Annotated in this window: 16 protein-coding genes; 9 read left to right on the top strand and 7 right to left on the bottom strand. The window is 35.7% G+C overall.

Going from position 1 to position 20,012, the window contains the following annotated elements:
* Nucleotides 1-16 precede the first annotated feature (16 nt).
* Together A3EM_RS0117695 and A3EM_RS0117690 are read right to left on the bottom strand one after the other, a co-directional pair.
* Nucleotides 17-1,441, bottom strand: coding sequence for a TPR end-of-group domain-containing protein (locus tag A3EM_RS0117695; protein WP_020529573.1), 1,425 nt, complete (start codon nucleotides 1,439-1,441; stop codon nucleotides 17-19).
* A gap of 210 nt (nucleotides 1,442-1,651) precedes the next feature.
* Complete coding sequence (locus A3EM_RS0117690; protein ID WP_157637938.1) at nucleotides 1,652-2,536, bottom strand: hypothetical protein; 885 nt, start codon at nucleotides 2,534-2,536, stop codon at nucleotides 1,652-1,654.
* A 393-nt stretch (nucleotides 2,537-2,929) separates the two neighbouring features.
* On the opposite strand from A3EM_RS0117690, the gene A3EM_RS0117685 reads away from it, so the two are divergent.
* From A3EM_RS0117685 to asnS, 4 genes are all read left to right on the top strand, one after another.
* Nucleotides 2,930-3,379: a MarR family winged helix-turn-helix transcriptional regulator gene (locus tag A3EM_RS0117685; RefSeq protein ID WP_020529571.1), complete on the top strand. Its 450-nt coding sequence runs from the start codon at nucleotides 2,930-2,932 to the stop codon at nucleotides 3,377-3,379.
* A 71-nt stretch (nucleotides 3,380-3,450) separates the two neighbouring features.
* Nucleotides 3,451-4,569, top strand: coding sequence for a complex I subunit 1/NuoH family protein (locus tag A3EM_RS0117680; RefSeq protein ID WP_020529570.1), 1,119 nt, complete (start codon nucleotides 3,451-3,453; stop codon nucleotides 4,567-4,569).
* A gap of 226 nt (nucleotides 4,570-4,795) precedes the next feature.
* The gene (locus tag A3EM_RS0117675) at nucleotides 4,796-5,503 is read left to right on the top strand and encodes a hypothetical protein (protein WP_020529569.1); all 708 of its coding nucleotides are present in this window, start codon (nucleotides 4,796-4,798) and stop codon (nucleotides 5,501-5,503) included.
* A 263-nt stretch (nucleotides 5,504-5,766) separates the two neighbouring features.
* The gene (gene asnS, locus A3EM_RS0117665; RefSeq protein WP_425402065.1) at nucleotides 5,767-7,206 is read left to right on the top strand and encodes an asparagine--tRNA ligase; all 1,440 of its coding nucleotides are present in this window, start codon (nucleotides 5,767-5,769) and stop codon (nucleotides 7,204-7,206) included.
* 64 nt (nucleotides 7,207-7,270) lie between these two features.
* On the opposite strand, the gene A3EM_RS0117660 is transcribed toward asnS, so the two are convergent.
* A complete protein-coding gene (locus A3EM_RS0117660; RefSeq protein WP_020529566.1) occupies nucleotides 7,271-7,972 on the bottom strand; it encodes an SIR2 family NAD-dependent protein deacylase in 702 nt (233 codons plus the stop codon).
* Between the two features lie 405 nt (nucleotides 7,973-8,377).
* Between A3EM_RS0117660 and A3EM_RS0117655 the strand changes: the two genes are divergently transcribed.
* The 4 genes from A3EM_RS0117655 (at nucleotide 8,378) to A3EM_RS0117640 (ending at nucleotide 12,290) form a co-directional block, all read left to right on the top strand.
* On the top strand, nucleotides 8,378-9,274 hold the full coding sequence (locus A3EM_RS0117655) for a 1,4-dihydroxy-2-naphthoate polyprenyltransferase (protein ID WP_020529565.1): 897 nt from the start codon (nucleotides 8,378-8,380) through the stop codon (nucleotides 9,272-9,274).
* A 120-nt stretch (nucleotides 9,275-9,394) separates the two neighbouring features.
* Nucleotides 9,395-10,051 carry a CoA transferase subunit B gene (locus A3EM_RS0117650; RefSeq protein ID WP_020529564.1) on the top strand — a complete coding sequence of 219 codons (657 nt, stop codon included), beginning with the start codon at nucleotides 9,395-9,397 and terminating at the stop codon, nucleotides 10,049-10,051.
* A gap of 45 nt (nucleotides 10,052-10,096) precedes the next feature.
* Nucleotides 10,097-11,212, top strand: coding sequence for a D-TA family PLP-dependent enzyme (locus A3EM_RS0117645; RefSeq protein ID WP_020529563.1), 1,116 nt, complete (start codon nucleotides 10,097-10,099; stop codon nucleotides 11,210-11,212).
* A gap of 10 nt (nucleotides 11,213-11,222) precedes the next feature.
* On the top strand, nucleotides 11,223-12,290 hold the full coding sequence (locus A3EM_RS0117640) for a dipeptidase (protein WP_020529562.1): 1,068 nt from the start codon (nucleotides 11,223-11,225) through the stop codon (nucleotides 12,288-12,290).
* 73 nt (nucleotides 12,291-12,363) lie between these two features.
* Here the strand turns inward: A3EM_RS0117640 and A3EM_RS0117635 are convergent, their stop codons facing one another.
* The 4 genes from A3EM_RS0117635 to A3EM_RS0117620 form a co-directional block, all read right to left on the bottom strand.
* On the bottom strand, nucleotides 12,364-12,729 hold the full coding sequence (locus A3EM_RS0117635) for a hypothetical protein (RefSeq protein ID WP_020529561.1): 366 nt from the start codon (nucleotides 12,727-12,729) through the stop codon (nucleotides 12,364-12,366).
* Nucleotides 12,730-12,923: 194 nt separating this feature from the next.
* Nucleotides 12,924-13,862: a UDP-glucuronic acid decarboxylase family protein gene (locus A3EM_RS0117630; RefSeq protein ID WP_020529560.1), complete on the bottom strand. Its 939-nt coding sequence runs from the start codon at nucleotides 13,860-13,862 to the stop codon at nucleotides 12,924-12,926.
* 79 nt (nucleotides 13,863-13,941) lie between these two features.
* Nucleotides 13,942-15,255, bottom strand: a complete 1,314-nt coding sequence (locus A3EM_RS0117625) for a UDP-glucose dehydrogenase family protein (protein ID WP_020529559.1) — start codon at nucleotides 15,253-15,255, stop codon at nucleotides 13,942-13,944.
* A 369-nt stretch (nucleotides 15,256-15,624) separates the two neighbouring features.
* On the bottom strand, nucleotides 15,625-16,251 hold the full coding sequence (locus A3EM_RS0117620) for an L-threonylcarbamoyladenylate synthase (RefSeq protein ID WP_020529558.1): 627 nt from the start codon (nucleotides 16,249-16,251) through the stop codon (nucleotides 15,625-15,627).
* Between the two features lie 324 nt (nucleotides 16,252-16,575).
* Here A3EM_RS0117620 and secA point away from each other — a divergent pair, with 324 nt between their 5' ends.
* Nucleotides 16,576-19,938, top strand: coding sequence for a preprotein translocase subunit SecA (gene secA / locus A3EM_RS0117615; RefSeq protein WP_020529557.1), 3,363 nt, complete (start codon nucleotides 16,576-16,578; stop codon nucleotides 19,936-19,938).
* Nucleotides 19,939-20,012: the final 74 nt, after the last annotated feature.

The following is a 20,012-nucleotide window of genomic DNA, read 5'->3' as shown; positions in this document are numbered from 1 at the left end:
GTATTTCTGTATTAAACTATTCCTTGGGTAACTTGCTTAGGATTTCGATATATTCAGGTTCTTTTCTGATATTGTTTAATGCCTGGATTTTTTCAAGAGTGGACGGTGACAATTCATCCAAATCAGTTGCTTTTTTTAACATTTTTATTGCTTCCTGTTTGTTATTTTGTAATGAATAAGAACAGGCCAGGTTGAGGTAAGGCCAATAACTATCTTTCTGAATTTCTGTCCACAAATAGAAATAATTTGATGCGTGGATAAAGTCTTCTTTTTGCAATGCTCCCCACCCTTTTTCTGCACAAGTTGCCCATATAAGATTGAGTAACCTGGAAGCCATTCTACTTTTAAGTGAATCTTTACTGTTTTCCATCCGAAACAATGCATTTCTTTCCATTTTCCACCAATATTGAATGCTATCATTATCAATAAGATTATTATATGGAATTTGAGCAAGAGCCTGAAGGTACTTTTCTCTCTCGGCTAACTCTCTGGAGTTAAGCCTCCTGATTTCCTTCTCCTTCTTTTTATAAGTTTTTGAATTTTGTAGTTTTTCCAACCTTTTTGCGAAACTTTCCATGTTATAAATTCCATAAAAATCATTGATCAGAGCCTGGTAAATCCTTGTTTGTGCAATGATTTCATTTTGGTTTAAAGTGGTAAGAGCTTCGGTTCTTTTATTAAAATAGTAGTCTGTATTTATATCATTTTTTGATACAGAAGTTGTCCTCATTAGCTGTTCTTGAAACACCAGCCATTCTATGGCTTGATAAAAGTTGGCTACAGGAGGCCATTCATGCTTTCCTTCAAATGTGATTAAGAAATTTGGGATACCTAATTTATTTAAGGCTTCAGCAACTCTAAATTGTTCCAGATAATTCATGTCCCTATTTCCCACAATTCCTACATAACGTAAGTTGCTGTGGGCCTTGGTTGGGTGGTGAGCAGGGTTGATTGAAAATCCTGCACCACAGCCAATTACTCCTCTGATATTGGGATAATTATGAATTAGGGTAACTGCAGCTCTGGAACCCCCGGAAAATCCAGAAGTGTAAATTCTATTTTTGTCAATATTAAACCGTTCCTGGGTGTCCATGAAAATCGCATCTGCAGCATCAAATACAGTTTCCCAGGAACCATTTTTTGAATTGTTTGAGCAGACGAAAATAAAATTGAATTTTTCAGCAATTTCATAATATTTATTTAGAGGAAGTGCTCCCCTTGCAGCAGGTTCAAAAAAGTAAATAACTGGCCAACTCCTATCAGGTGAGTAGGTTTTGGGAAGAAAAAGAGCGTAACTTTGAGTGGGGTTATTTTTGCATTTTACAGAATCTATTACAGTCCCATAAAGTGTAGTAAAATCTTTTATATTCTCCTGGGCGTGAAGACCTGAGAAATGGAAATAAAGTATTATTCCAACTAAAATTTGCCTGAGGGAAAGCATTATTATGGTGGTTATTTGACACTTAACCTCAATTTAAAAAAATACTAAATTTATTACTATTTTGGAGTTATGTAATTCTCATTATTTAATGAGAAAGCATGTTGCAAAATAGGCCATACGTAGTCAAAAGATTTAACTTTGAACAACTTCATAAAAAAGGGCTGTATTCTTTAATGTTAGAACACAGCCCTTTTAAATGTCAGACAGTTTTTATTGGACATTTTCCAATTTTTGCATTACTTTTTCAATTACCATTTCCTGAGCCTCAATTTCACTTTTCTTTTCTTCCTGTTCCTGCAAATTAACTGGAATATTTCTTTCAGCTTCTCTAATTTCTGATTCTAATTTAAAGATCTTTTTATGTATTTTTTTTGCTTCCTTATCAATTTCCTTTTTTAAATCTGCATCAATCTTTTTAACTTCTGAGGGGGCCGGAGCCCTATCGATTTCCCTTCCATTTTCATCATAAACTGCCACTGTTTTTCCATGGTTAGGGTCAAGTTTAAGTTTATTTTGATCCAAATCAGCATTTAAGGCATCTATATCTGAATTATTCATGGCAATTGTTTTATGCATTTTTTCATTTTCATTCACCAGTTTTTTCAGGTCATTGTTTAAATTTTTTAATTTCTTCTCTTCCTCTTCCAACTCCTCCTGAACTGCAAAAGTATAGGCATCGGATGCAAATTCAGCTACAATTTTTTTGGCTACTGTAGCCTTTTCTTCATCAATTTCACTTGATAAAAAGGTTGAATCCACTTCAAAAAATGCATGTACTTTCACTCCACTATCCATTTCTATTATCCTGCTGAATACGTTAATAGGATTTGCTGATAATCTATCGATATTTGTACCCTCAATGAAGAATTCTCCATCTTTTTCTACCACTTTTGACTTTGTATCTACTCTAATGTCTTTACTCCATGCTTTTTCTACATCTTTTCGATGGGCTTGTGGGATATAAACAGCAAATCCGTTTGCTTCCCCTTTACTGATATTTTCCTTTATTTCTTCTACATCAAAAGAAACAGATTGGGAAAACGAAATTAAGGGGAACATTAAAAATAAAAGGAATGAGCCTATTATAGTTTTCATTGGGTTGTTCAGTTAAATTTTAAAAAATCTTTTCTATAAATTTAAAATTTTTGAAGAACAGTATCAAAATGCTTCGGTTAATTATAGGGTTTGCACGTTAAAAATAAGCAATTGAAAGTTGGATAATTTGGCAAAATTGGAATAATATGAGGAATTCAATTTAGGCTGATTAGCTGAAAAATTTCTTAAATATCCTATACAAGGCTAAATTCCTGTTTTTTTAGATTATCTAAATAATCTCTTTAATTGTTCATTTTAAAAAATATTTTTTTGATTTAATGCCGCAGTTCAGAAAAAAGTAGATTAAATTGAAACTTTGTGAGTCAGGATAATTGTGGCAGCTTAAGTTTATTATTCCATCTCCAGGATTGCTATACTTAAAAAAGATTTAACATGAATTTTGAAGAAGAAATAAAACAGTACAAGTTTTCAAGTGTGCACCAGAAAGCCATGTTAAATTTAATGTTTACCGGAAATTGGGTTAACTCTTTGAATGCCAAATTTTTTAAACAGTATAACCTTTCTCCCCAACAATTTAATATATTAAGAATTTTAAGAGGACAATATCCTAGACCAGCCAGCATAAATTTATTGATGGAAAGAATGTTGGATAGAATGTCAAATGCATCAAGATTGGTGGAGAAATTAAGACAGAAGGGTCTTGTTGGAAGACATGTTTGTAAAGATGACAGAAGGCAGGTGGATGTAAAAATAACTGCCAAGGGTTTGGATCTATTGAAAGAGATAGAGAATTCACCCGAAAAAATAGAGTTCTGTTGTAGTAATTTATCAGTTGAGGAACTGAAACAATTAAGTTATTTATTGGATAAACTAAGAGGATAAATTGGAAAGAGTTTTTTTCATCAGAAATTGAAATTAACTTTGGACCAAATTTTAGCTGAAAATTATTTAGGATGGTTATTGCCTTCGTTCTCTTACTACTTCTTGTTATAATTTATACAGTTTTCGCTGTTTATATTGAGCGAAAGGTATCCGCTTTTGCCCAGGATAGGTTGGGTCCAATGGAAGTGGGTAAATTTGGTATTCTCCAAACCGTAGCAGACCTCCTAAAATTAATTCAGAAAGAAGATATAATTCCCAAAACTGCAGATAAGTTTCTCTTTCTTGTAGCCCCTGTTATTATTTTCACAGCGGTTTTTTCTGGTTTTGCTGTTATTCCACTTACTTCAGGGATCATAGGGTCAATTGCCTCGGTAGGGGTTTTTTATCTTCTGGCCATTATATCTCTTGATGTTTTAGGAATTCTGATGGCAGGTTGGGGCTCCAATAATAAGTACACGATCTATGGGGCCATGCGTGCTGTATCTCAGATTGTTTCCTATGAAGTGCCTTTGGGAATTTCTGTTTTATGTGCGGTAGTGATTTGCCAAACACTCAACTTGCAGGAAATTAGCTTTCAGCAGGGAATATGGATTCAACAATATCAGACAGAGACTATCAATTATTCCAATGAGTTAAATTACCTGTTTGGAATTAAAAAGCTTGGTATAGAAGTCACAGATATTGGTGGGTTTTTAACCTGGAATGTAGTTCGGATGCCTTTGCTGTTTTTTGTATTTATCATATTTTTTATTTCCAGTCTGGCGGAAGCCAACCGAACCCCTTTTGATTTACCAGAAGCTGAGTCTGAATTGATTGGCGGTTTTCATACGGAATATACTGGATTCAGATGGTCAATGGTGATGCTGGCTGAATATGCCATGATGCTTTTAGTTAGTTTTGTTGCTGCTATTTTATTTTTTGGAGGATGGAACACGCCTTTTCCCAATATTGGTAGTTTGAGATTAGCTGAATGGACAAGTGGGTTGCCAGGCACGGTAATGGGCAATATTTGGGGAATTTTCTGGATATTATTAAAAGTTTTTGCCTTAATTCTGGTACAAATGTGGATAAGATGGACCTATCCCAGATTAAGAGTGGACCAGCTTATGTCTTTGTGTTGGAAATACCTTACACCCATTTCTCTAGTGCTTTTATTCATTTGTGCTATTTGGAGATTATTAATGATATAATTTTTAATGGGTAAATTTTATACGTAATAAAAAAAATATTACGTTTTATTAATAAAAAACAGTAGATTTGTTACATTAAGCCACTAATAATCCCATTAGCACCAACATTTGTTCTATCTCCAGGATAGAAATCTGCCAAATTTCCTTACAAAAAGTCCTGCTATCTTAAAATTATGTTTACTTTAATTTGTCTGTTTTAGCAGATAGTGCTTTTTAATTTTGCTATATGAAGTTAATTTCACTTCTATACTTTGCAGTGGTATTGATCAACCCTTTTTCTGGTGGCTCACCTGCCATCTCAGAAAAGGACATTTCCATTATCAAAAGAGGGTTTAATAAAAACTATCCTCAATTATCTTATCAGCTCAATATTTCCTATCCCGAAATTTTAGACGAAAATCACGAAAAACACTATGAATTAAATCTTGCTGTTCAGAAAATAATGAGCGCAGCAATAACTGATTTTCAAGGGAAGCTTCAAAAAAAGGGAAATGCTTCAAATTTCGGTTATAGCTACCTGAATCTGGATTATAATATTTGCAGGCAATACCATGGGGTATTAAGTGTGAAATTTGAAAAAAGGACTTTTTATTCAGGACTGAAAAATCCAATAGACCTGAGTAAAACCATTAATTATGATGTTTCCAGGAATCGTTTTATCTATATCAGTGATTTATTCAGGCCAGAGGTTGATTACAGCAAAGAATTGATCACCTATATCAATTCGAAATATGGATGTAAATTTGAATCGCCCTCAGTTTTAAACAATTTCTGTATTGAAAGCACTGATTTGGTGATCATTATTGATGACAGTGAAAAAAATCAAAACAAAAATGTTTGCGAAAACGAAATCAGAATTCCCTGGAAAGATATAAAGGAGTTGTTGGATGAAAATAATGTTGGGTATGAACTCTTGAATGGTGCAAAAAACTAGTTTTCCAGGTTAACTTTTTGATTTCCCTCTAAAAAATGTCCTTTTGCTGAGTTTTTGCCTAAAAAACAATCATAATGTTTTAGCATCCGGAATACATTCGAAACTCAAACCTGACAAAGGTTTGATTATACCAGAAAAACCCTTTTTTTTGTAACAAAATTGACCCTCGGAGTTTATTCGGGGGTTTGTTTATTCTAAGCTCTAATTTTAATAATTTAAGTCATTTTTATTGGCTGGTTAATCTTCTAAAATTAATCGAAACTGTGAAAAGATCGAAGATCAAATACTTGCTTCAGAGTGACCTGGTGGATAATCAGGTAAATGCTAAAGGTTGGGTAAGAACTAAGAGAGAAGGGAAAAATGTGACCTTCATCGCTTTGAATGATGGTTCCACTATAAAAAATATCCAGATTGTAGTGGATATGGAAAAACTTCCGGAAGCAACTATTAAGGATATCAATACCGGAGCTTGTATTTCTGTGAATGGTGTATTGGTAAAATCACAGGGAAAAGGGCAATCTGTAGAACTTATTGCTGAGCATATAGAAATTCTTGGTTTGGCGGATCCTGAGGTTTATCCACTGCAACCTAAAAAGCATTCACTTGAGTTTTTAAGGGAAATAGCCCATTTAAGACCCCGAACAAATACGATCAGTGCTATCATGAGGATAAGGCATAATCTTGCCTTTGCAATACATAAGTTTTTTAATGATAAGGGCTTCTTTTATATGCACACTCCCATCGTTACCGGATCGGATGCTGAAGGGGCAGGAGAGATGTTTAGGGTGAGTACCCTGGATCCAAAAACCCCTCCACTAAATGAAGATGGTTCTGTGAATTATAAGGAGGATTTTTTCGGGAAAGAAACAAACCTGACCGTTTCAGGCCAGTTAGAGGCTGAGGTAGGGGCAATGTCTCTTGGGGAAGTTTACACTTTTGGACCGACTTTCAGAGCTGAAAATTCCAATACTTCCCGCCATCTTGCTGAATTTTGGATGATTGAGCCTGAAATGGCTTTCTATGATCTAAATGATAATATGGATTTGGCTGAAGAGTTTGTGAAATCAATTATCAGTTATATTCTGGACAATTGTATGGATGACCTTGAGTTTTTGGATAAGAGGGCTGCCGATGAGGAGAAGAATAAACCTCAAAATGAGCGAAACGAATTAGGGTTGATTGAAAGAATGAAGTTTGTAGTGGAGAATGAATTTGAGCGATTAGAATATACAGAAGCCATCCAGGTATTACTAAACTCTAAGCCACACAAGAAAAAGAAATTCAAATTTCCTGTGGAATGGGGAATAGATTTGCAATCTGAACATGAAAGGTATTTGGTAGAAAAACATTATAAAAAGCCAGTTATTCTCACCAACTACCCAAAGGATATAAAAGCATTTTATATGAAACAAAATCCGGATGGCAAAACTGTTGGGGCAATGGATATCCTATTTCCAGGGATTGGTGAAATAATCGGAGGAAGCCAAAGAGAAGAAAACCTGGAAAAGTTAAAAACCAGAATGGAAGAAATGGATGTTCCTGAATCTGAGTTGTGGTGGTATTTGGAATTAAGAAAATTTGGTACAGCTCCTCATAGTGGTTTCGGTTTAGGTTTTGAAAGGATGATGCTTTTTGTAACCGGAATGGGAAATATAAGAGATGTTATTCCATTTCCGAGAACTCCACAAAATGCGGAATTTTAAGATTTAAATTAAAATTAAGATAGATGGAAAGGGTTGGTGGTATCATGTCACTAACCCTTTTTAATTATGCGTATTCTGAAGTAATTTCTTCTGCTACCATTTTTAACCCGACACTTCCTATTTCCTCAATACAATGTAAATTTTGATACCGCCTGCCAAGCTCTGGCATTTTAGGATCAACTATATATTTGTGCGCAGAATCCTTTGTGTAATCTACCAACCCTGCTGCAGGATAGACCAAAAGGGAAGTTCCAACCACAATGAAAATTTCTGCACTTAATGCCTCTTCAATAGCGATATCCATCATTGGAACAGATTCACCAAACCAAACAATGTGGGGACGTAATTGTGAGCCTTTTTCACACTTATCACCCAATTTCAATTCACTACCTTCAATATCGTATACCAGGGTATCATCTAACGTACTTCTAGATTTAAAAAGTTCACCATGCAAGTGAATCACCTTTTTCGATCCTGCTCTTTCATGGAGATTGTCTACATTTTGAGTTACAATGGTTACATCAAAATAAGTCTGAAGTTCAGCCAATATAATATGTCCTTCATTCGGTTTTGCATTTAGGGCAGCTTTCCTTCTTTCATTATAAAAGTTTAATACCAGGTTTTTGTCTCTTCGCCAACCCTCAAAGGTGGCCACCTGCATTACATCATGCCCTTCCCATAATCCGTCAGAGGCTCTAAAGGTTGGTATTCCACTTTCAGCGCTAATACCTGCCCCGGAGAGTACAACAAGTTTTTTTTTGGTCATAGTTAATTAATTTTGAAAAAATCGACAATCAAGTATGCAATGCGACAATTAACAAAAAGGATTTGTGGTTTTGTCAACTTGCTATTGTTTTAAAGTTGATATTTGTAAAAAAAGTGATTTCAGATAAGACTATTTGGTGGAGTAATCAGCAACATCTTTATAGGTATAAATTAGCCTTAAAATTAAAATGGCTCTGGTATTGTTTTATTTTCAAAAGGATAATTGAACTAGAATTCAGGTCCTTTTTAAAAAATATAATAGCTTATATATTTTTACAGCAAGAGAATCGCCAAACGGTTTTCCATGCGATTTTTTTATAAATATACAGATTACCCAATATTCTTAAATAATTTTATTGCAATGTATTTATAAAATATTTTAAAAATTAAGATTAATCTTTAAATAATGATAAAATACTGGATAGAAGCTTTCCGATTGAGGACCTTACCACTGTCTCTTGCCTGTATTGGGATGGGAAGCTTTTTGGCCGCTTCCCAGAAGATGTTCCGATGGGAAGTTTTTTTACTAAGTGGACTCACTACAATTTTTTTACAGATTCTTTCTAATCTGGCCAATGATTATGGTGATTCAAAACATGGAGCGGATAGCGATGAGCGAGAAGGACCTTCACGGGCTGTTCAGTCTGGGAAAATCTCAGCCAAGGCAATGAAAAATGCGATGATCCTGTTTGCCACGCTATCCTTAATTTCTGGATTAAGTTTAATCTGGGTATCTTTTGGAAATGAAAATTTCATATACATTTTGATTTTTCTGATACTCGGAATTCTGGCTATTGGGGCAGCAATAACCTACACCGCAGGACCAAGTCCATATGGCTATGCCGGTTTGGGAGATATCTCAGTAATGATTTTTTTCGGCTGGTTGGGGGTTTTAGGAACATTTTATTTACATACCAATACCTGGGATTGGTTAAATTTACTGCCAGCAACCAGTTGCGGGTTATTTGCCACTGCTGTTTTAAATGTAAATAATATAAGGGATATTCCTTCTGATAAAATTGCAGGGAAAATGTCTATCCCTGTGAGAATCGGGAGAAAAAAAGCTAGAATTTATCACTGGTTGCTTTTAGTATCAGGAATGGTATTATCACTTACTTATGTTCTTTTAAACTTTCAGTCCGGGTGGCAGCTTTTATTTTTATTAGCACTACCACTGCTATTGAAAAACGGAAATGCGGTTTCAAAATATGAAAAACCAGGTGATCTTGATCCGTATTTAAAACAAATGGCTCTTACCACCCTTATTTTTGTATTAACTTTTGGAATAGGTCAAATTATTTGATTTTTCTAATAAACCTAATCACCTTTCGATTAGGAACTGATCAAATTGACCTATATATTGAATTCAACAATATAAAAGTAACCACTACTATTTTTTTTAACCAATAATACTACGCATAATATGTCACTTGATAAATTTGGTATTGCCAAAAGAATTGCCCAGGAATTACAGGATGGGTATTACGTGAATTTGGGAATAGGAATTCCCACTCTCGTAGCAAATTATATCCCTGAAGGGGTAAATGTTACTTTGCAATCTGAAAACGGCCTGTTAGGAATGGGCCCGTACCCGAAGGAAAGAGATGTTGATCCTGATTTAATCAATGCTGGAAAAGAAACAGTTACTACATTGGCTGGCTCTTCTATTTTTGATTCCTCAGTTAGTTTTGCCATGATAAGGGGTGGCCATGTTGATCTGACCGTTTTGGGTGCAATGGAGGTTGCTGAAAATGGGGATATTGCCAACTGGAAAATTCCTGGTAAAATGGTAAAGGGAATGGGTGGTGCCATGGATTTGGTAGCTTCTGCAAAAAATATTATTGTGGCAATGATGCATACCAACAAGGCCGGTGAATCTAAATTATTAAAAAAATGCTCTCTACCTATCACAGGAGTTAAATGCGTAAAAAAAATTGTGTCTAATTTAGCTGTTTTGGAGGTTGTAGAGGAGGGATTTAAATTAGTAGAAAGAGCTCCCGGAGTTAGTATTGAAGAAATTAGAAAAGCAACTGAGGGGAATTTAATTGTGAATGGCCAAATTCCTGAAATGTCAATTTAAAATCTATGTTTAGTTGCCACAAACTATAACTATATCCCTTTTTTAATGTTAGTAAATGATTATTTTCTGGTTAAAAATCCAGAATTCATAAATACTCCTGCTTTACTTTTTTATCCGCATTTAATTAATGAGAATATCCAGCAGATGATTTCTCTGGTGGATGGAAATGTTAACCAACTCAGGCCACATGTAAAAACTCATAAAACCTCTGAAATTATTAAACTTCATCTATCACATGGAATTGAAAAATTCAAATGTGCCACAATTGCTGAAGCTGAAATGGTAGCCGAATCTGGTGGTTCCGATATTCTGCTGGCAATTCAGCCATCAGAAATTAATATGCAAAGGTTACTTCAATTGGTTTCTAATTTTCCTAAAACAGCCTTTTCTACAATTGTGGATAACCCTGATACAATCCAAAATCTTTCTGAAGTATTTTCAGGTAAAGAAAAAAGTATTCAGGTTTATGTGGATATTGATTGTGGAATGCAAAGAACTGGTATTCAGCCAAATAAAGGTGTTTCTGAACTATGGAAATTGATGGAAGAATTACCTGGAGTTTTTCCGGTGGGTTTACATATTTACGATGGTCATATTCATCATTCAGATTTTGAGGAAAGAAAAGCTGCATGCAGGAATGCCTTCAAAGAAGTGATTCAATTAATTGAAAAACTGAAAAACCTTGGCTTTGGATCTCCTAAAATTGTAGCTGGTGGTACCCCCACATTTACCATCCACAGTAAAAATAAGAGTTGGGAAGTTGCTCCTGGAACTTCCGTTTTGTGGGATTGGGGTTATGAAAAATCACTTCCAGATTTACATTTTAATCATGCTGCACTTTTACTTACAAGGGTGATAAGCAAACCAGATGAAAATTTGATTTGTCTTGATTTGGGTTATAAATCAATTGCATCGGAACAACCACAACCAAGAGTAAATTTCCCCCAAATAGCTCATTACAAAATTGTAAATCATAGTGAAGAGCATATGGTGATTGAAACGAAAGAGGCTTCCAAATGGAAGATCGGAGAGGTATTATATGGAATTCCTCAGCACATTTGCCCAACCTGCTGCCTTTATGAAGAGGCATTAGTTGTAAACAATAAAGAAGTGACAGATAGTTGGAAAATTACTGCACGAAATAAAAAAATAACTTATTAAAACTATATCGATGTTTGTATTTGATGCTCATCTGGATTTAAGTATGAATGCCCTTGAATGGAATAGGGATATAAGAAAATCTGTCGCTGAAATAAGAAAATTGGAGAAAGGACTAGAGGATAAACCGGATCGGGGAAAAAATACGGTTTGCCTTCCGGAAATGCGAAGGGGAAAAATTGGTATTTGTGTTGCTACCCAAATTGCCCGATATGTAAAACCTGGGAGTCTACTTCCTGGTTGGCAATCCCAGGAACAGGCATGGGCACAAACTCAGGGACAACTTGCCTGGTATAAAGTAATGGAAGATTTGGGGGAAATGACCCAAATTACAAATATTGATCAGTTAGAAAATCAGTTAAATTTGTGGTTAGAAAATCCTGATGGAGATCACCCAATTGGGTATGTTTTAAGCCTGGAAGGGGCTGATTCCATTGTTTCCATGAAGCATCTGGAAAAATCTTATTCGCAGGGATTGAGGGCATTAGGCCCGGCTCATTATGGACCTGGTGTTTATGCTTTTGGGACGGATTCGGAAGGTGGTCTTGGTAAAAAAGGGCGGGAGTTATTAAAAGAGATGGAAAATCTCAATATAATTTTGGATGCAACACATTTGTGTGATGAAAGTTTTTGGGAAGCCATGAATAATTTTCAGGGCCATGTTTGGGCAAGCCATTCCAATTGTCGTGCACTGGTACCACATAACAGGCAATTTGCTGACGAGCAAATTAAAGAATTAATTAACCGTGGAGCAGTAATAGGCGGGGCATTGGATGCATGGATGATGGTGCCCGGCTGGGTAAGAGGAAAATCCAATCCAGTAGATGAGCATGTTTCATTGATTCAGCTGATTGATAATATCGACAGGGTTTGTCAGATTGCAGGAAATTCTCTTCATTCCGGAATTGGGACTGATCTGGATGGAGGATTTGGAAAGGAACAATGTCCCCATGATCTAGAGACCATCACAGATCTTCAGAAAGTGCCGGGATTATTGAAAGAAAGAGGCTATAAAGAAGAGGACATCGAAAATATTATGTATAAAAACTGGATCAGGTTTTTGAAAAATGCATGGAAATAGTTTTGGGAAGTCCGCAAAAAAGGGGAATCAAAAATTTTTGATTCCCCTTTTTTTAATTTATAACAGTAGCAAATTAACGTTTAATCATTTCAATTAGATCCCGTTCAATTTGCCAATCTTTGGCCAATTTTAACATAGCAGTAGCTTCCATTTCACTAATGTAACCTTTTTTATTATTGGCATCCCACACCATACTGAGGTAAGAAAGTCTTTCTTCTTTAGCCAGCCCATTCATAATGTCCTTTAAATAGTCTCTGGCTCTGTCGAAGGCTGTATAATAATCTTCTGAAATAAATTCATTCGCCCACTCTAATTCCTTATGGGCACTTAGATTATCAGCTGTTTCATCAAGAATTTTTTGTTCATCCTCATCCAGTCCATGGTAATGGAAAATTACAGATTTAAGAAGTAAATATGCCTTTTTCTCTTCACTTGTCATATTAGAAAATAAAAACTTGTGCAAAACAAATATAACACTTAATATAATAATAATTGATATTTAAAGGAACTTGGATGATACAAAATAAAAAGCAACTACTTTGGGTTTCTGCTTTTGAATTGTTCAGAAATAAATAATTTGACTGGAAAATTATTATTATGAAACCAAGTCTTTTTCAAATTTTATTAAATGATCTATTTGCCTAATTTGTTTTTGAAGTACTCATATGTCCTTTTCAATCCTTCACTTCTATCCACTTTAGGTTCCCATCCTAAAATTTCTTTGGCTTTTGTAATATCGGGGCATCTTTGCTTAGGATCGTCCTTAGGTAAATCTTTATAAACTACCTTGTTATCAGTACCTGTTAGCTTGATAATCTCCTCTGCAAATTCTTTAATGGTAATTTCACTAGGGTTTCCAATATTTACCGGTAAAGCATAATCACTTAAAAGTAGTCTGTAAATTCCCTCAACAAGATCATCAACATAACAGAAAGATCTGGTTTGACTTCCATCACCAAAAACGGTTAAATCCTCACCCATTAATGCCTGGCTCATGAATGCAGGAAGTGCTCTTCCATCATCCAGCCTCATTCTTGGACCATAAGTGTTGAAAATTCTTACCATTCTTGTTTCAAGGCCATGGTAGGTATGGTAGGCCATCGTAATGGCTTCCTGAAATCTTTTGGCTTCATCGTAAACTCCTCTAGGACCTACAGAGTTTACATTTCCCCAATATTCTTCCTTTTGAGGATGAACATCCGGATCTCCATAAACCTCTGAAGTGGAAGCTACTATTATTCTTGCACTTTTCGCTCTAGCCAAACCTAAAAGGTTATGCGTGCCTAAAGACCCAACTTTCAGGGTCTGAATTGGAATTTTCAGATAGTCAATTGGACTTGCCGGAGAGGCGAAATGAACAATGTAATCTAATTCTCCGGGAACATGTACAAACTTTGAAACATCATGATGATAAAACTCAAATTGTTTCAATTTAAATAAATGTTCAATATTATCAAGGTTACCTGTAATAAGATTGTCCATTCCTATTACGTGATAACCATTATCAATAAATTTATCGCAAAGGTGCGAACCTAAAAAACCGGCTGCTCCTGTGATTAGTACCCTCTTCATGTGTTAAGGTTTTTTAATTGTTTTGAATTTTTCTATTTAAAAAGCCGGTGCACGATTGTAACCGGCTGTCATATAATTATCAAGGTTTTATCAAATCTCTACCTATACTGGCATAGTAGAAACCAAGTTCTTTCATTTCGGATAGATCATAAAGGTTTCTTCCATCAAAAATTACCTTGGCATTCATAGAGTTAGCCAGTTTACCAAAGTCAGGTACTCTGAATAGGGACCATTCTGTAGCTACAATCAGAGCATCTACGCCTTCCACTGCTTCATAGTGACCTTTTGCATATTTAATTTTGTCACCTAAAAGTTCCTGAACATTTTCCATCGCTTCCGGATCATAAGCCACAATTTCAGCTCCTGCAGCAACAAGTTCGTTTATAATATATAAAGCAGGAGCTTCTCTGATATCGTCTGTGTCAGGTTTAAATGCCAATCCCCAAAGTGCCAGTTTTTTCCCTTTTAAATCATTATTAAAGTAGGCTTTAATTTTAGGAACGATAACTGTTTTTTGTTTTTCATTGATTTCCATTACTGAATTTAAAATATGGAAATCAAAATCCTGTTCTCTTCCTGATTTTACCAAAGCCTGTACGTCTTTTGGAAAACAACTTCCTCCATAACCAATTCCCGGGAATAAGAACCTTTTTCCAATTCTGGTATCAGTACCAATTCCAATTCTCACTTTGTCTACATCAGCACCCACTTTTTCACAAAAATTGGCTACTTCATTCATAAAAGTGATTTTTGTTGCCAGGAATGAATTCGCAGCATATTTGGTAAGTTCTGCAGATTTTTCATCCATAAAAATAATTGGATTCCCCTGCCTTACATAAGGCTTATACAAAGCTCCCATTAATGCTTTTGCTGCTTCTGAACTTGCTCCAATTACAATTCTGTCAGGTTTCATGAAATCACTTACCGCAAAACCTTCTCGTAGAAATTCAGGGTTGGAAACTACATCAAAATCGACTTTGGCATTTTCAGCCACTTTGGCCTGAACCTTTTCTGCAGTTCCAACTGGTACAGTACTTTTGTCTACAATTACCTTATATTCGGTAATTATTTTACCCAGTTCTTCAGCTACATTTAATACATAAGAAAGATCTGCAGATCCGTCTTCCCCTGGAGGAGTAGGCAATGCTAAAAAGATAATGGAAGCCTCATCTACAGCTTCTTTCAGTTCTGTTGTAAATGTTAATCTGCCGGCTTTTATGTTTCTTTCGAACATGACATCCAGATTTGGTTCATAGATAGGAACTTCTCCTTCCTGCATCTTTTTAACCTTCTTTTCATTGATGTCCACACAGATAACATTATTACCTGTTTCTGCTAAACAAGTCCCTGTAACGAGACCTACATAACCTGTACCGACTACAGCAATATTCATAATGGATTTAAATTAAATGAATAAATGGATTTAGATTTTTTTAATTAGAAGTAGTTTGAGTTTAAGCATCAAAACCAGTGGATTTTTATTATTAGCCTCAAAGCTTTTTGGTCATTAATTTATTGTATAAGATGAAATTTTACTTTAATGTAAGTTTTTTGAATTTTAAACTGCAATTCTAAGGCTATGGATTAGCCGGTTAAACTTTAAAAAGTTAATGAAATTAAAGGAATTGGAAAATATTAGAATAGTACAAAAAAATATTATTTTATTTAAATAACAGGCTATCCTAAATAAATTTAGTAGAATTTTTAAGAGTTTCGAAATTAACGATAATTATAGGCATCGGGAATTTTTTTTTAAAAAAAGTTATAAAAAATCATCAATTTCACCCAAGCCTTGCCTTATAATTTCAATATGATCATTTGTACAATCAAGAATGGTTGATGGAACATTGTTGCCATAACCTCCATCCACCACTGCTTCCACCAGATTATTGTATTTTTCTAATATTAATTCAGGATCAGTAAAGTATTCCACGATCTCATCTTCATCCCGTATTGAAGTAGTGAGGATGGGGTTACCGAGCTCTTTTACAATATTTCTGGGTATATTATTATCAGGAACCCGTATCCCTACCTGTTTTTTCTTAATTCCAAAAATTTTGGGAACGTTGGAGCTGGATTCCAGGATAAAGGTATAAGGTCCGGGAAGTGTTTTTTTCATTAGTTTAAATACCGGATTGCTAATTCTTTTTGCATAATTACTAATCTCACTTAAATCATAACAAATAAAGGAGAAGTCCAATTTGTCAGGTTTTACTCCTTTTAACCTGCAAAGACGGCTGATTGCCTTTGTATTATAAATATCACAACCAATAGCATAAATAGTATCTGTAGGGTAAATCACCAGGCCTCCAGCCCGCAATACATCAACCACATTGAGTATTTTTTTTTCTTGCGGGTTATCTGGGTTAATATTGATAAAATCAGCCATGTTACAATTTGAGCTTCTTTGTATTTTTTGGGGAAAGTAAGCTAATATTACTGATTTATCAAATAAAATGTGGTACTTTTTTAATAATTAGGGCTAAGGAAATTAAGATTGAAAGGGTGGGGACTTAAGTGGGAAATTAAAGGAAATATCAAAATGAATTAAGATATTTTTAGCGTTTGTGCCGATTTGGCAGTGATTTTTAAAATAGCATGGCTTTAGAGGAAGCGATTCTGAAATTCTATTTGTAAATTTGTAGCATTTCCAGAAGCCCAGAAATAATGGCTTTGGTAATGCTCAATTCTGTATTAAAATTTATAAAATAATATGATAAACCTGGTTACTAAAGTTTTTACAAAATTATTTGGTACCAAATCGGATAAAGATCTAAAAGAAATAGGTCCTTTGGTAGATGTAATAAACAGTGAGTTTACAAAACTTGCACAATTATCTGATGATGAACTAAGGGCCGAAACTCCCAGATTACAGGGAATTATTGATGAATATTTAAAAGACATTGATACAAAAATCGAGGCCCTGCATAAAAAGATTGAGGATAATCCTGATCTGGATATAGAAGAAAAAGAAACTGTTTTTCAGGAAATTGATAAACTGGAGGAAGACCGGAACAAAGAGCTGGAAAAAGTGTTGATGGATGTGCTACCTCAGGCATTTGCTGTAGTAAAAGAGACGGCCAGGAGATATACAGAAAATGGATTTCTTGAGGTTTCTGCAACAGAAAAAGATGAAGCTATTGCCGCTGTAAAAAACAATGTTACGATTTCTGGAGGGAAAGCCAAATGGGTGAATAAGTGGGATGCTGCCGGAACGGAAATCACCTGGAATATGATCCACTTCGATGTTCAGTTGATTGGAGGTATTGTTCTCCACCAGGGGAAAATTGCAGAGATGGCTACTGGTGAGGGAAAAACGCTTGTTGCAACCTTACCTGCCTATCTAAATGCCTTGGCCAGAAGAGGCGTACATATAGTAACTGTGAACGATTATCTGGCGAAAAGGGACTCAGAATGGATGGCTCCTTTAATGGAATTTCATGGCCTGAAGGTGGATTGTATAGATAAATATCAACCGCATTCTGATGCCAGAAAGCAGGCGTATCAGGCTGATATCACTTACGGAACTAATAATGAATTTGGTTTTGATTATCTCCGGGATAACATGGCCAGAAGCCTGGACGAACAGGTACAAAAAAGGCATCATTTTACAATGGTGGATGAGGTTGACTCTGTGTTGATTGATGATGCCAGAACTCCACTGATTATTTCCGGGCCAGTACCCAAGGGTGATGAACAGGAATATAACGACCTAAAACCAAGGATTCAGAAAATTGTTGAGGCACAAAAAAAATTAACTTCTGAATACCTGAAAACGGCTAAAAAGCTTATTGCCGAAGGAAATGATGAAGACGGAGGTTTGGCGCTTTTAAGGGCTCACAGAGGTTTGCCAAGATACAAACCATTGATTAAGTATTTGAGTGAAATGGGCATTAAGCAAAAAATGCAAAAGACGGAAAATTTCTATTTGCAGGAGAATGCGAAGTTAATGCCAAAAGCCGATGAGCCATTATACTTTACCATTGATGAGAAAAACAATGTGATTGACCTTACCGAAAAAGGTTTAGAGTTAATTACTCACGAAGGGGAAGACAAATCATTCTTTGTGTTGCCGGATATTGGGGTTGGGCTGGATGAGATTGATAAAATGGACGTAGAAGAAAAAGAAAAAATCAGGTTAAAAGATGAACTGATTTCTGATTATACGGCCAAAACCCAGAGAATTCACACCATTAACCAGCTACTAAAGGCTTATACACTTTTCGAAAAAGATGTTGACTATATAATTGTAGACTCCAAGGTGAAAATTGTAGATGAGCAAACTGGTAGGGTGATGGAAGGAAGAAGATATTCTGATGGACTTCACCAGGCACTGGAAGCTAAGGAAAATGTAAAAGTGGAAGATGCCACCCAGACTTACGCTACAGTTACCCTACAAAATTATTTCAGAATGTACCATAAGCTTGCCGGTATGACAGGTACAGCAGAAACTGAAGCAGGCGAATTTTGGGAAATTTATAAGCTTGATGTAGTAGTTATTCCAACGAACAGGCCTATTCAAAGGGCAGACAGGGAGGATAAGGTTTATAAGACATTGAGGGATAAATTCAATGCTGTTACAGAAGAAATTCAGGAGTTGGTGGAAGCTGGAAGACCTGTATTGGTAGGTACAACTTCTGTAGAAAATTCTGAAATTTTAAGCAGATTATTAAGTATCCGTAAGATACCCCATCAGGTATTAAATGCCAAGCAGCATGCCAGAGAGGCAGAAGTAGTAGCCAGTGCTGGTTTGCCCGGAACTGTCACCATTGCCACCAACATGGCAGGTAGGGGTACCGATATTAAACTTCATCCTGATTCTAAGAAAGCAGGAGGTTTGGCAATTGTAGGTACGGAAAGGCATGAATCCCGAAGGGTAGACAGGCAGCTGAGAGGTAGATCTGGTAGACAGGGTGACCCGGGATCAAGTCAGTTTTTTGTCAGTTTGGAAGATAACCTAATGAGGTTATTTGGCTCAGACAGAATTGCCAGAGTAATGGACAGACTAGGCTTGGAAGAAGGTGAAGTGATTCAGCATTCCATGATCACCAAGTCTATAGAAAGAGCGCAAAGGAAAGTAGAGGAAAATAACTTCTCCATAAGGAAAAGACTATTGGAATATGATGATGTGATGAATTTCCAAAGGGAAGTGATTTACAAAAGAAGAAAAAATGCCCTTCAGGGAGAAAGACTTGAGCTGGATATCATGAGGTTCTTCTATGATTCTGCTAAAAGTGTGATTGAGAGTACTGTAGGGGATTACGAGGGATTTGAACTTAATGCACTTCATTCTTTTGGAATAACTCCTGAAATAAGCGAAGATGAATTTAATAAAGGAGATGTTACCGCTTTAACTGATAAACTTTATGACCAGGCTTATCATAAATATGTTCAAAAATGTGAAGACATAAAGAAAAAGACTTACCCTGTAATTGCAGGAACTTTTGAGGAAAGAGGTGGAACTGTAGAAGATATTGTAGTTCCATTTACAGATGGAGCAAAACAAATAAATGTGGTCACAAACCTTGAAAAGGCCAAGGGCAGCAATTGCAAATCTTTGATTAAATCAATGGAACAGAGTATTTCACTTGGAATTATTGATCAGGGATGGAAGGAACATTTGAGGGAGATGGACGAATTGAAGGAACAGGTGCAGAATGCGAGATTCGAACAAAAGGATCCTCTGGTAATTTACAAGTTTGAAGCTTTTGAACTGTTTAAGGATTTCATAGGAAGTATGAATACCGATACCATTTCATTTCTTTCTAAAGCAGATATTCCAATTTCCAATCCATCGGAGGTTCAGAGTGCTCAGCAAGCCAGGCAAAGGGCCCAACGACTTAGGGAAAGTAAAGCTGAATCCAGATCATTGCTATCGGGTGGAGGAAACGGTCAGCAGGCAAATGCTCCACAACGTGAAGTGGAAATTACTAAGCCAAGACATACCACAAAAACTTTTGGCAGGAATGACAAGGTAACGGTGAAATATCCTGATGGTACCATCAAAGAAAAGGTTAAATTCAAGACTGTAGAAAAAGATGTGGAAGAAAATAAATGTGTGGTAGTGGAGGATTAAACTACAGTTTTAATCAACAAAAAAGCCATAAGATCATTTTCTTATGGCTTTTTTGTTGAACCAGAATCTTTTCA

This window comes from Flexithrix dorotheae DSM 6795 (assembly GCF_000379765.1).
GTDB lineage: Bacteria > Bacteroidota > Bacteroidia > Cytophagales > Flammeovirgaceae > Flexithrix > Flexithrix dorotheae.
The sequence above is the reverse complement of the archived record's forward strand: the minus strand, read 5'-3'. Positions and strand labels throughout refer to the sequence as shown.